Origin of the sequence: Photobacterium gaetbulicola (assembly GCF_003025515.1) — a bacterium.
GTDB classification, from domain to species: domain Bacteria; phylum Pseudomonadota; class Gammaproteobacteria; order Enterobacterales; family Vibrionaceae; genus Photobacterium; species Photobacterium gaetbulicola.
In genome coordinates this window covers 204,432-217,020 of sequence record NZ_PYME01000007.1, presented here as the reverse complement: position 1 = coordinate 217,020, position 12,589 = coordinate 204,432, and the positions used below count along the sequence as shown (strand labels likewise).

The 12,589-nt window shown below is 48.7% G+C and carries 10 protein-coding genes; 3 read left to right on the top strand and 7 right to left on the bottom strand.

The annotated features are described in order from the left end of the window. The first annotated feature begins 130 nt into the window (after positions 1-130). Positions 131-1,426, top strand: a complete 1,296-nt coding sequence (locus tag C9J03_RS08690; protein ID WP_044623010.1) for a hypothetical protein — start codon at positions 131-133, stop codon at positions 1,424-1,426. Further along, a complete protein-coding gene (locus C9J03_RS08685; RefSeq protein WP_107291689.1) occupies positions 1,402-2,196 on the top strand; it encodes an endo-1,4-beta-xylanase in 795 nt (264 codons plus the stop codon). Before C9J03_RS08690 ends, C9J03_RS08685 begins: the two co-directional genes overlap by 25 nt. Before the next feature lie 311 nt (positions 2,197-2,507). Here C9J03_RS08685 and C9J03_RS08680 read toward each other — a convergent pair whose 3' ends face one another. The 5 genes from C9J03_RS08680 to C9J03_RS08660 all read right to left on the bottom strand — a co-directional run bounded on the left by C9J03_RS08680 (position 2,508) and on the right by C9J03_RS08660 (position 8,846). After that, complete coding sequence (locus C9J03_RS08680) at positions 2,508-4,082, bottom strand: DEAD/DEAH box helicase (protein WP_044623008.1); 1,575 nt, start codon at positions 4,080-4,082, stop codon at positions 2,508-2,510. Then, the gene (locus tag C9J03_RS08675) at positions 4,082-4,483 is read right to left on the bottom strand and encodes a hypothetical protein (RefSeq protein ID WP_044623007.1); all 402 of its coding nucleotides are present in this window, start codon (positions 4,481-4,483) and stop codon (positions 4,082-4,084) included. Before C9J03_RS08675 ends, C9J03_RS08680 begins: the two co-directional genes overlap by 1 nt. Beyond that, positions 4,476-5,648: a coiled-coil domain-containing protein gene (locus C9J03_RS08670; RefSeq protein WP_044623006.1), complete on the bottom strand. Its 1,173-nt coding sequence runs from the start codon at positions 5,646-5,648 to the stop codon at positions 4,476-4,478. The genes C9J03_RS08675 and C9J03_RS08670 overlap by 8 nt, the downstream gene beginning before the upstream one ends. Continuing rightward, positions 5,641-7,575 (bottom strand): hypothetical protein, encoded by a 1,935-nt coding sequence (locus tag C9J03_RS08665; RefSeq protein WP_052829735.1) that lies wholly within the window; start codon positions 7,573-7,575, stop codon positions 5,641-5,643. The genes C9J03_RS08670 and C9J03_RS08665 overlap by 8 nt, the downstream gene beginning before the upstream one ends. 653 nt (positions 7,576-8,228) lie before the next feature. Next, on the bottom strand, positions 8,229-8,846 hold the full coding sequence (locus C9J03_RS08660; RefSeq protein WP_044623005.1) for a zinc metallopeptidase: 618 nt from the start codon (positions 8,844-8,846) through the stop codon (positions 8,229-8,231). Between the two features lie 490 nt (positions 8,847-9,336). Here C9J03_RS08660 and C9J03_RS08655 point away from each other — a divergent pair, with 490 nt between their 5' ends. Continuing rightward, on the top strand, positions 9,337-9,675 hold the full coding sequence (locus C9J03_RS08655) for a hypothetical protein (RefSeq protein WP_044623004.1): 339 nt from the start codon (positions 9,337-9,339) through the stop codon (positions 9,673-9,675). Positions 9,676-9,900: 225 nt separating this feature from the next. Here C9J03_RS08655 and nspC read toward each other — a convergent pair whose 3' ends face one another. Together nspC and C9J03_RS08645 are read right to left on the bottom strand one after the other, a co-directional pair. Next, positions 9,901-11,040, bottom strand: a complete 1,140-nt coding sequence (gene nspC, locus C9J03_RS08650; protein WP_044623003.1) for a carboxynorspermidine decarboxylase — start codon at positions 11,038-11,040, stop codon at positions 9,901-9,903. Between the two features lie 303 nt (positions 11,041-11,343). Further along, on the bottom strand, positions 11,344-12,588 hold the full coding sequence (locus C9J03_RS08645) for a carboxynorspermidine synthase (RefSeq protein WP_044623002.1): 1,245 nt from the start codon (positions 12,586-12,588) through the stop codon (positions 11,344-11,346). Position 12,589 lies beyond the last annotated feature (1 nt).

The window sequence follows — 12,589 nt, the reverse complement described above, 5'->3', positions numbered from 1 at the left end:
GCGCGGCTTCAAGTTTAAACTCGGGGCTAAATGTTCTTCTACTGCGTTTTGTCATTGCGTCACCTGTTAACTTCTGAGGCGATGATATCACCTCTTATCAGGTGGCCAAATTAACTATGCCACTACAATAATGCACAACAATCTTTCCAAAGTGGCTTTTTTGCTGCCTACTATTTTTTTAACTGGTTGTGATACACAGGAAAACGTAAAAACTAACACTCCACCATCAGAAAGCCCTACTGTCGAAATACCAGAGCCCGCAGTAGGCATATCTCGAGCGCGCCTAACTCCCGAACAATTAGACGCTCTTCCTTCAACATTGATGTTCACAAATGAGAGTATTCTCAATGTATTGAGTGAACCCACGCTATCAAGCGTAGGAGTTTATTCCAAAAATAGTAATTGTCTTGGTACAGTTACCGACGACATCAATCCATCAGAGTTAGATATTGAAGGTAACCCTATTGGGTTTACACAAGCCCGTATATGGGATGGTACTGTGAAAAACTGTACCCTAGATATTCATTTTGGTAATAGTGCAGACCCTATTGATGGCAGTATCCCTGATGATACTGGAGATACATTGGCCATTACTTTCTATATTAAGCCAACATCATTTAATAATGCACAAAATGGCGTGCCAGTTACTATTCAAGATCCAGATAGTTCTAGTTCTTACAAGATGAAATATCATGTGACTTTACCTAATTTAAACAAATGGCATAAAATTCAACTACCTCTAAAACCAACTTCGAATGACTACAGTAAAGTTTCAATAAAGTGGGGAACTAGGGAGGATTTTGCAAATAGCTTTGTTATTGGTGGAGTAGAAGTTAAAAACTACACTTCATCAGTCAGTTATGAAGAGTTTCCTCATACATATGCATATTATGAAGGAATGGAACACGATGCGCCTTGGCGCGACACAGCCGAACAACAAATTGCGTTAAATCGTAAGGATGACTTCACTATTTCTGTACTGAACAGTTCAGGAAGAGTGTTAAAGAACAAAGAAATGAAAGTCGAACAAATTGAACATGAGTTCAAAATCGGAGGTGCGATCAATAATAGTCTATGGCAATCTCAAGTCCCAGAAAGAAACCTAGTTAAGTTTGATGAAATGTTAGCTATACACTCTCGCATTTTTAACAATGCTGGTATGGCTAATGGATTTAAATGGAAAATGATGACAAATGACTACTGGAATGAGTACCTAAATTATACATGGCAATATTGGATAGACACAGGTATGCATGTACGAGGTCACGCCGTACATTGGCCAAAAGGTAGTACAACCCCAAGTGCAATATGGGATGAGGTAGAGCGTCTAAAAGCAGAAGCTGGTGACAGTGCTGCTTCTGCATACTTAAGTGAACAAACTCATATTAAACTCATGGCGCTATTAATGAGACAGCTCATTTTGTAAATGAATGGGACGTTATTAATGAGTTACCCGATGGTAGAGACTATTTTGGTGAGAACGTTAATGATGACTCAGATGATGGATTACTTGATAAGTCTATTCAACTCGATTGGTTAAATGACATCAAAACTCTTAACCCTAATGCAGAAATGGCAGTCAATGATTACGTATTCCTCCGACACCTTTACCAAGACTTTGGCGACACTGAAGAAATTGGTAAACGTGCGGTTATTTGGAATGATTTAGCTAACCGAGCAGAAGCTCATGGTATAGACCTGCTAACTTTCGGCTTACAAGGGCATTACCAAGGTTTCCACAGTATTCCATCTGTAATCCAAAGACTAGAAGATGTTACAAATTTATTACCAAAATACAAAGAGTTTGAAATTACAGAGTTCGATTTACCAGTATACAATGATGAGGTGCACGCTCAGTTCATGGCTGATTTGCTAAGTGTTATATTCGCAAATGAACACTACACTGGTTTCATGCTATGGAATTGGTATGCTGTTGAAGGCGGAAAGCCTATCGTTGGCTTTAAAGAGAGAACTACTCACTTTAAAAATAGCAACACTCATTACAAATCTGGCGCAGCTTTTGTCAATTTCTTCTATCATAAACACTGGATTCACCCAACAACGCTTAAAACCAGCAATCAAGGCAATGTAGTAATCAACGCCTATTATGGTAAGTATAAAGTGACTGTTGATGGTGTTGAGCATATTATCGATATGAACAAAGCCTCAAGTAGAGAAATCACTCTACAGTTGTAATGTGCACTAATCTGTACTAATTCAGACCTGATCTGGCAGTTACCCACTTTTCGACGCGGAGTCTGTCAGATTTATGCTGATAGAAGATTTATATGTATCTCTATTCAGGCGAATAGATTTATGTGTTATCGACTCTAAAATAATCAGTGTTGGCTGAAATCGCTGTTACGCCCTTTAGCTGTAACACGTCGCTGGACAAATGTGAGCTACAGCCTTAACTAAATTAGCATTTAACGGATTATCTGAAGTATTACAAATCCTCTGATTGACCAAAATCAGTCATCCACTACAGCCAGCTTTTGCCAATTACTTCAACTCCACACAGGGAGTTTCAACAATTGTTGTAACACCGGATAGCGACGCTGTTGCCGTAGATAGTTTTGATCACCAACTAAATAGACATGATCTTTGGCCCGTGACAACGCCACATTGATGCGGCGACTGTCACCATAAAACTGCGCTGAGCCGTTATTGCGCACAAAACTGAAGAACACCACATCCGCCTGACGCCCTTGGAAGGCATCAACCGTATCGACTTCAATCGCCAGCGCGCCGCAATCCAACTGACTGACCATCTTACGCAGCGCTCGCGCTTGCGCCCGATAGGGGGTGATCACCGCCACTGAACGCGGCTGTTGGCTTACCTTGGCTAACTGCGCAAGCGCCTGTTCAATCACCGCCACTTCTTGCGGGTTGTGCAGCACACGTTGTTCCTGCGGTAGCTGCGGCTCTGGGCACAGCGCCTGACGCGGATAGCCTAACCAACCAAAATTGTGCTCTGGCCGAACTGATTGTGAACGCCCGTGGTGCAGCTGCCCTTGGTAGAACGCCTCAGAGATAAACTGGCCAATGTTAGGCTGCATCCGATACTGGGTCGTTAAGGTGCCTTTCATTGACTGCGGGGCATGCTCAAACAGGCGGTCAATCACCCCATCACGAATCAAGGTTTCTTGCTGCTTGGTCAGCTCTGCCAGCGCATCACTCTCTGCTTGGCAAAAGGTGGGCGGTAGCTGCTTGTGATCGCCTACTAACACCGCCTTTGCGGCAACCGAGACCGCCATCAGCCATTCCGGCAACGTCGCCTTGGAACACTCATCCACAATCGCCAAGTCATAGGGTTTCGAAAGGCCATCAATCAAGTGCTCAATCTGATTGCAGGTAACCCCAACAAGCTGCTGATCATCGGCCAGATTCTTCGCCAGCCAGTTGGGTGGTCGACCGTTGTCATTGGCAAATCGCTGCCACAGCGCTTCGGTCAACTCCGGTGCCGCCAAATAGGCTTTGGTCCAAACGTCGTTGGCCTTCTCCAGCAGCTCGGTACTGGCCGCTTGCGGGCTTTGCAGTTGGCTGCCTTCGGCATAGGCCGAATGGCGATAGATCCGCTGAACCAGCTCTGGGTCGACTTCGGCGCAGATCCGATCCAATGCGTTATCCACCGCGACGTGGGTTTCCGAGGCGATCAAAATACGCGCCTGAGGATTGGCCTTTAAGGTTTGCAGTACCAACTCGCAAATGGCGGTGGTCTTACCGGTTCCCGGTGGCCCTTGAATCAAAAACAGGGTTTCGGCGCTGCGGGCTTTTTCAATCAACTCAAACGCATGACCGCGTTGCTGGTAGCAAGCTTGGATCGGCTCCAGCGGCGTAATTTTCGCACTGTCGTCAATCGCCGTTTCACCTAAGTACAACTTATTAATCAACAAGTTGTGCTTTATCGATAGGTTAGTGCCCTCAAAGAAGCCCAACAACCAACGCAACTGGCGCTGATATTTGATTCGCTCTTGGCTGTCGTCGCAGCGATCCAACAAGCGACAGAGGTAATCCATCCAATCTTGCAAATGACGCAGAAACGCCAGTGAGTCTTGATGGCTTAGAGTGGTACTGGTCATTACTCAACTTCCACGGTTTTAGCAGCGATGCTAATGGCACTCAATGCTCGGCCGGGGTTTTGCACCCCTAAACGCTGTAACAGCGCCACTTTGTCTTCCCAGGTCAGCGACACTTGCGCCATTGGCAAAGTCAATGGCTGCGGGCTTGAAGTGAGCTTTTGCAGTACCTCAATGTCGTCGCACAGCAGCAACTGTTGCCCGCTTATCGTCACCATGTCGGCGCCTAACAGCGCCTGTAAGCCATGCTGTAACCGGCTTTGCTGAAACATCGGCAAGGCCTGCAGCAACTGCAATCGCGTTTGGTAGCCGAAGCCAACCGCCAACAGGATCGCTTGCGCCTCTGGCGTGGCCACAAACCGCTTCCAGTGAAAGCGAACTTCGGTAACCGACTGCTCAGTCATGTTGACCTCCTCGCGCTGGCAACAACGGCTTGTTGTAACGGGTGCTGATGCCAATGGCTTGGCGATACAGTTTGTCATCGTCATCGGGCATCAATTCATGCAACAGATCGAACAGCCGATCGGCCGGGTTGTTGGGGTGAAACTGACCAATCAGCTCTTTTAGTGCCACTTTCTGCTGAGTCAGCTTGCGAACTTGTTGATGCTGCTCTTTAACCTCGTCGATCCTTTCCCCAGTCTCCTTAATTCGGTTGAAGTAGTAGCCTCGCTGAGATTTGTAATGATCGAGGTTGTCGTACTCTTCCAAGTTATGGGCTTGATTGATCCGAGTTTTGTAAAGCTGAAGCTGCTCTGAGTACTCAGACTTGTCGTCATACAGCTCTTGTTTCAACTGTACCAATGCTCGCCCTTCGGCTTTAAGATCGGTAAAGGATGGTGGGCGATTCATCACCTCTTGCTCGATGCGACGCCACAGCTGGCTGGCATCAAAGTACGCCTGACGCAGCAACTGACGCTGCTCACGCATCAGTTCGCCCACTTGATTCAATTCCGCTTTAATCGGCTGTAACTCGGTCAGCAGTTGCTGCTTCAGAGTAATCGCTTGATGCTTGGCAGAGGTGATTCGGGCTCGCTGTCGTACCACTTCCTCCGACTGCTCTTTGCGCCACTGTTCAACCTGCTTACTGGCCTTATCCAAATGGGGGCTGTCGATGGTGAGTGCCAACTGTTCTCGCAGCTGGCGCCATTGGCCATATTGCTGGGATTCACTGGCCACGTTAAAGCCATCTAAGCACTCTTGGTAGTAGCTAATCTCATGGCTGCACAGGGCGATTTCGCTGTTTTTGGTGCGGCGCTGTTGATCCAGATGTTGGCGCTGAAACCACAACTCGACCGCGGCTAACATCTGCTGCTGTAGCTGTGCCAAGGTCGGTTGCATCTCTACCGCGGTTTGGCAGATTCGATTTAGCTGGTCGATCTCATCCTGCAGTTGCGATTGTTGCCGTTCGACCTCCTGTTTCAGCTTGTCGGTCAGCTCGCTCTGCTTTTCATTAAGGCGAAACTCCACCGCCGCTTTCTCTTGTTCGTAGGCGGCAATGGCATTTTGGGTCTGTTGTTGATGCTCCGCCAAACGGCGCTTAGCAAAGTAGTGAGTAATGAACTTAAGCACGCAGCGACTCCTGCATAAACTGCTCGGCTTGATCAAATGGTGTGGTGGCTGGCAAGGCGTGTTCAACCCGTTGCGCCAACACCTGCTGCATCGACAGTTTCAGCTTCGGTTCTAAGTCGCGGAACTGCTGCAACTGCAAGCGCAGCTCATTGATTTCGGAGGTGTAACTGGCCAAACGGGCTTGCTGTTGCTGCAGTCGCTGCTGCTTTAAGCTTTGCTGGCCAAGCTGATCAAAATGGCGACTGAAGCTGGCTTGCTGCAGGGCAAACTGAGTTTCAAGATGGCTATCGAGCTGGTTTCGCAATGTCGCCAGCTGCTCACCAGCCTGCTGATGCACCGCTTGACGCTGCTCAACAAACTGCAGCTCTATCTCACTCAGTTGCTGCTGGTATTGTGCCAACATTTGATAGGCCAGCTGCTCCTCTTGGGCGTCTAAGCTTGTCCTGCGCTGGCTGATGTCAGCCTGCAGGTGCTGCAATTGCTGCTTACGAGCCTTGTACTCGCCAAAGACCGAAAAGGTACCGCTCAATGGCAAGATGTCGCTCCAGCGGAACTTAAACTCCGACATCTGAGCGACGTTACCGGCGTAAGTCCCCAATGAGATTTCACCGCCCTGCAGCAGTTTCGATGCCGCGGCGATCTCATCAAAGGCGATCTTCTGGCCTTGCTGTTTGAAGTGGCCACTGTAAGCGCTGACCACCAACGAGGTAACGATGCCAGCGGCGATACCGAGGCCAACTGGCCCCATGGCGCCAAGGGTGGTGCCCGCCACCGAAAACTTGGCCACCGCCGCGGGCACCAAGGCCCCCATCTGGCCAGCGGCAAAAGTACCTAAGGCATAACCACCGGCGGATGCCGCTAGCCCGGTGGCACTGGTTAGGGTGTTCTCCGCCAGCTCAACGCCGTCGATCTCCCCTTGGCTGTAGCGGAACAGCTCTTGCCCTAGTGACACCGTCATCAGCGCTACGTTCGCCGCGACATTGCCTTTTGCCAGCTGACTGCCAACGCTTTGCGCAACCCCTTTGCTGCCAGCGCGGACCATCTCTTTGCCCGCATGCTGAACCGCTGTGGTCAGTAGCGCTTGGCCCGCCCCTTTGGCACTGCCGAGCAAAATCCGCCCAGCAATCGCTTCGCACTCTTGCTGAGTTAAGGGTTTGTCCGAGCGCATCACCTTTATCAGCTCGGCGGCGGTGCTGCTGACTGCGCCACCGATGGCGCCGTACTTGGCGGCGTTGCCGTACTGCCGCCACTGTTGGGTGTTGTAGGCCTCTTGCGCGTGCTGATATTTGGGCTTTTCACCTTTGCGGATCTGCTTAGTCAGATCTTCGGTGCCCCCTTGCCCTTTGCGATTAATAGGCTTAGAGCTGATGTTAGGGCGATCCGGATGGGCAATGCGATCGGTGGCATTGTCGGCAGTGTGACGATAGTTCTTGGCAACCTCCGGGCGGATCTCCTGATTACGCAGCGCTTGTTTATGGGCTTCCCCTTTGACCCCACTCAATTGCTCTTGGGGCGCAACTTTAGCAACGTTATTTTCCGCATAACGTTCCGGCGCAAACGACTTGGCAGTCGCTTTGGCGTCCTTGTAGAACTTCATTTGGAACTTCGCGGTGCTGCCATCCGGTGCAGTGATCTGCACATCGGTCACCGGATCGATGGCGGATAAGCTGTCCATATCCGCCCGAAACTGCGGCTGACCTTTGGCGATGGCATCGATGTTGTAAGAGGCGGTATGGTATGCCTCGGCCAAAAAGCCTTGTTGAACCCCAAGTGCTTGTTGGGATATCTGACCGTCGGCGCGGGTGATAGACTGGGCGAGCTGATCACCAAATCCGGAAATAGCCTTTTCAAGAAGCTGCGCTTGCAACTCAGACTGAGCCCCAAGCAAAGTGTTGATGCCGCTATCGACAATCTGTTGTTTTTTCATAGGGAGGGGGAAATATGGGCTACTCAGTGAAAGTCCATATATGAGTTTATTGTCAACCAAGTCAATTTGAGCACTATATTAATTAAAACAATATTTTAATCAAGTTAGCCTATCACACTTTTCAACAGCGTATGGCGTTTTCGAAGCTTCTGGAGCGGGATATTCAAGCCGAAAACAAACAGACTGCATTCATTTTGAACTTTACTGAAAGGTAAGTAATCGGCACATCGATTAACTGAAATTACAAGTTGAAAAAATCTTCTGTTGTTCGTAAAGATCGTATTGTAGTGGATTAACAAAATTGGCCACACGGTTAGATAAGAAAAAGTATGTCAAATTACTAGGTTTGAAATCAGCTTCAATGCCACCCATAGCTTACTATGGGGCAATTCCGTGTTGATATTTTGGCGCTTGGATCAGTGGCCATATCTCAACCGGCGGTTAGTGCCGTTGAGCCTTCAGCTCAAACCGCCATAAAAGGTTTTATGCGCGCCATAATTCACCGGAGTCTGTGGTATATCCTGCTTGTATCCGGTAGACAAAGTCAGGGTTGGTGATAAACGGCTGTATGGAAGGGATAACTCAGGCGCCGAGTTGATACAACGCCTGGTCAATAACATAGCACTCGCTAGACCTCTGGCATCAAGCAGCCATTAGCGACGGAGCACCGCGACCCATCGCCCCAAGTTTAACAAGCTGGTCAGCGAGGCAGCGACATAGGTCAGCGCCGCCGCCTTGAGAATTTTCTCCGCATGCTCCAGATCACCATCATGCAGGTAGCCGCCTTTCTGCAGGATCGGCAGAGCTTTGCCATAACTGGCATCGAACTCAACCGGAAGAGTCAGCAGGTGCACCATTGTACTAAGTGCCATTGAAACAATACCAATCATTATCGTTATCGCTCCCGCTTGCGGCATGCGGGTTAGCATTAGGATAAGCGGAGCAGCCACTAGCATCATGCCGGCAATACGCTCGCCGACCATGGCAGTCTTTACGAGCTTCTGCCGCGCCAGGAACAAGGACTCTCCACGTGAATCCTGAATGGCATGCCCCACTTCATGGGTGGCCACAGTCACTGCCGTCAGCGAGTACCCTGAGTAGTTGTCCGGCGTCAGACGCACAGCCTTAGCGACCGGGTCATAGTGATCACCGGCAGAAGTCTCCTCTACCTCGACGTTACCCAAGCCGAAGCTGTCCAGCAGGTGGCGAGCAAGTTCACCACCGCTTCCCTGCTTGCGGTAGCGATCAGCCGGCTGTCTGTACTTATCCATCACATGCTTGACTCACAGACCCGGCAGGAAAACGCATATCGCGATTATGAGTAATATGACTATCCAGAACATTTAAATCAGTATGCCATGAGTAATTGTGTGATTACTAAATATTATACGCATAGAAATGAGCAGTAGATGCTTGCCGACAATATGCTGACTCGAAGATGGGCAGAAATGCGTTGACTCGTTTTTGCAAGAACCTCTTGCAAAATTGGGCTGTGGAATTTGTAGACCAGCCTGTTGGACAATTGCGAAACAGCTTTCTTCATCAATGAGTTGTCCTGAATTTAGTCAACAGGCTGTTGACCAAATTATTCTTATGAGGGTTTACTGCGTTCTAAACACGTAATGGGGAAAAACGTGTTTCAAGTTAGCCTAGTAAATATCTGGAAATGGAACAGAATTACCGCCTTTAGCAACTAAATCTCTACTACGCCCTCCCCTGATAGTGATAAGATCTCCGCATCAGAATTACCGAGAAACTCTTATGTTTATCCATCATGTTAACGGCATCGACTGGCTGGTGATTACAGCTTTTGAAGAACTGAAAACGATATTTATCGAAGAAGCCGGTGCGATTCCCTCTTGCTTCTCTACCGCCAGCGAATTGAACCTGATTGACCAAGCCAAGCGCACTTATGGATATTTGCCTACACTCAGCGGCGTAATCACCGATACTGGCACTTTTCAAAGCCAGGATAACGAAGAAGATTTGAACCCACAGCTTGCCTGCCTAGTTGAGGGGCGTGGTCGGGTGTTTATCTATCACGGCGGCTTTGTGGCTTTTGTGGATGACGAGCAAACCTTTATTACCCGAATAGGCTGAAAATTATTCAGCAAGTTGAAATCAGCGAATTGGCATCCCTAGCAAGAAATAGGGCAAAGGTGTGTCAGCAATAATTCTACTGATTCTGATATGGACATCAGCGTCTTAGCGCTGACCGCTTTTTCATAAGGGGGATTTCCCACCCGTTATCAATAAAAAAGGGATCTAAGCCTGACTTAGATCCCCTATAACCTCTCCGCGGCCTAACCGGACGGCGTTTCTATATCACGATACCGACCACTGCGACAACGAACGCTTGAAGTCGTCGTAGCCAAACTCGTTTAGCATTTGGATATCGCCGTTGCTGCGCTCGCAGTAGATAGACGGCATCTTCAGACCATTGAACCAGTTCAATTTCACCATGGTGTAGCCCGCGCTATCCATGATGTGAAGCTTCTGGCCAGTCTCTAGCGGCTGGTCAAAGTTAGCGACACAGAACTGATCGCCGGCCAGGCATGAACAAGAACCGATCACGTATTCGTGCTCGCCGTTGTCAGACGCTTCAAACACCGAGGCTGGCTCGTCGTAGATAAGGGTATCCAAACGGTGGGCTTCGGTGGCCGAATCAACGATAGCGGTCTTCTTCACGTTTTCGACGATGTCTACCACTGTCACCACAAGGTCGGTAGTTTTAGTGATGATCGCTTCACCCGGCTCAAGGTACATTTGCACACCGTGTTTCTCAGAGAATGCTTTTAGCGCAAGTCCTAGCTTCTCGATATCATAGCCCGGCCAGGTAAAGAATACGCCGCCGCCCATGCTTACCCAATCAAGCTTATTAAGGTATTCGCCAAACTGCTCTGAGATTGAGTCCAAAAGGCCAATAAACGCATCTACGTCTTTGTTCTCACAGTTCATGTGGAACATCACACCATCAATATCGTCAAAGACTTCTGGTTTGATGTGATCAGCCTGTACGCCTAATCGGGAGAATTGACGAGCTGGGTTTGCCAGATCTTGGCCTGCGTAGCTCACACCTGGGTTCAGGCGAAGGCCCAATGACGCTTTGCCTTCGACGATGTGGCGGTAAGCGGCTAGCTGGCTTTGTGAGTTAAAGATCATCTTGTCGCAGATGTCTGCCACTTCACGTACGTCATCTTCGCTGTAACCAACGCTGTATGCATGGGTTTCACCACCGAAGGTTTCGTAGCCCAATTTCACTTCAAACGGGCCGCTACTGGTTGAACCGTCAAGGTATGGCTTGATGATGTCGAACACGCCCCAAGTCGAGAAGCACTTCAGGGCCAATACCAGTTTTACACCTGAAAGCTCTTTGAGCAGCTTGGCTTTTTCCAAGTTGGCAATCAGCTTATCTTCATTGATCATGAAGTAAGGTGTTTTCAATTCTTCTTTATTAAATGTCATTGTTCTGTTCCGCGTTCAGGTTTGTCTGCCTGATAGTTGCTTGAGATATTTCTCTGCTTAGTAACTCACTGCGTTCAGACAGGACAAAGCAAATAAATATCCCAAGCAACAACCAATCTACGTATCCAAACCTAATCAATCGCACTAAGAAGGGAGCAGTCGCTGCTCCCTTCTGATATTACTTTTCCAAATACGGTTCTGAGCGCCGGTGATTCTCTTCAGGGCTAGGAGGAAGCACGGAGTTTATAAACATAAATGAGTACTTCCGACACCGCCGTGGAGAGAAACAACCAGCTCAGGGCCTTATTTCAGGATTTTGATGTCAGGCTGACCGACCTCTAGCTCCTGAACATGCCAATCTAGACCGATTTCTGGCATGGTTTCTAGGAACGGATCTGGGTCTAGCTGCTCCATGTTGAACACGCCTTTGTCTGCCCACTTGCCACGGAAGTACTGAAGTGCTGCAGTGATCGCCGGTACACCGGTGGTGTAAGAGATCGCTTGGTGCTCAACATCTTCGTAGGCCACTTCGTGATCAGCATTGTTGTAGATAAAGACAGAACGTTCTTTACCGTCTTTCTTACCCTGCACCCAAGTACCGATACAGGTTTTACCTGTGTAGCCCGGCGCTAGAGAGGTTGGGTCTGGCAGTAGTGCTTTGAGTACGTGAAGAGGCTGAACCACAGTACCGTCGTGCAGTGTTAGCGGATCCGGGCTCAGTAGGCCGATATCGCGCATGCAGTTGAAGTAGTTCAGGTACTTGTCACCGAAGCCCATCCAGAATTCGATGCGCTTAGCTGGGATGAATTCTTTCATCGAGCGAACTTCATCATGCGCCATTGAGTAAACTTTGTGAGTGCCCACGAGTGGGAAGTCAAACTCAAGCATACGTGAGTGACAAGGTACTTGTTTCCACTCTTCGTTTTCCCAGTAGAAAGAGTCACCCTGGATTTCCAGCATGTTAGTTTCTGGGTCGAAGTTGGTGGCAAACTTCTTGCCGTGATCGCCCGCATTAACGTCCATTACGTCAATGGTGTCAATTTCGTCGAACAGGTGCTTAACCGCGTACGCTGCAAATACAGACACTACGCCTGGATCGAAACCAGCACCTAGGATACCGGTGATGCCCGCTTGTTCGAACTTCTCGCGGTAACCCCACTGCCAATCGTACGCTTCTGGTACTTGCTGGCCTTCAGAACATAGATCTACCGCTACAGATGTGTCTAGGTAAGAAACTTTTGCCTGGTAACATGCTTCCATGATGGCCATGTTTACCCATGGAGGACCAGCATTGATCACAAGATCAGGCTGAACTTCTTTGATTAGTGCTACTAGCGCGTCAACGTCATCTGCATTCACAGCACGTGCTTCTAGCTTCTTGGATGGGTCTTTCAAGTTGTTCTTTTTCTTGATCGACTCAATGATTTTCTCACACTTACCAACCGTGCGAGAGGCGATTGTAATATCACCTAGAACATCGTTATTCTGAGCCGCTTTATGTGCAACTACCCAGCCAACACCACCAGCACCAATCTGTAGAATTGCCATT

What these genes read in the sequence shown, in the direction of transcription:
- C9J03_RS08660 (WP_044623005.1), bottom strand. Translation starts at nt 8,846, where the DNA reads ATGGATAAGTACAGACAGCCGGCTGATCGCTACCGCAAGCAGGGAAGC.
- C9J03_RS08665 (WP_052829735.1), bottom strand. Translation starts at nt 7,575, where the DNA reads ATGAAAAAACAACAGATTGTCGATAGCGGCATCAACACTTTGCTTGGG.
- C9J03_RS08655 (WP_044623004.1), top strand. Translation starts at nt 9,337, where the DNA reads ATGTTTATCCATCATGTTAACGGCATCGACTGGCTGGTGATTACAGCT.
- C9J03_RS08690 (WP_044623010.1), top strand. Translation starts at nt 131, where the DNA reads ATGCACAACAATCTTTCCAAAGTGGCTTTTTTGCTGCCTACTATTTTT.
- C9J03_RS08680 (WP_044623008.1), bottom strand. Translation starts at nt 4,082, where the DNA reads ATGACCAGTACCACTCTAAGCCATCAAGACTCACTGGCGTTTCTGCGT.
- C9J03_RS08645 (WP_044623002.1), bottom strand. Translation starts at nt 12,588, where the DNA reads ATGGCAATTCTACAGATTGGTGCTGGTGGTGTTGGCTGGGTAGTTGCA.
- nspC (WP_044623003.1), bottom strand. Translation starts at nt 11,040, where the DNA reads ATGACATTTAATAAAGAAGAATTGAAAACACCTTACTTCATGATCAAT.
- C9J03_RS08675 (WP_044623007.1), bottom strand. Translation starts at nt 4,483, where the DNA reads ATGACTGAGCAGTCGGTTACCGAAGTTCGCTTTCACTGGAAGCGGTTT.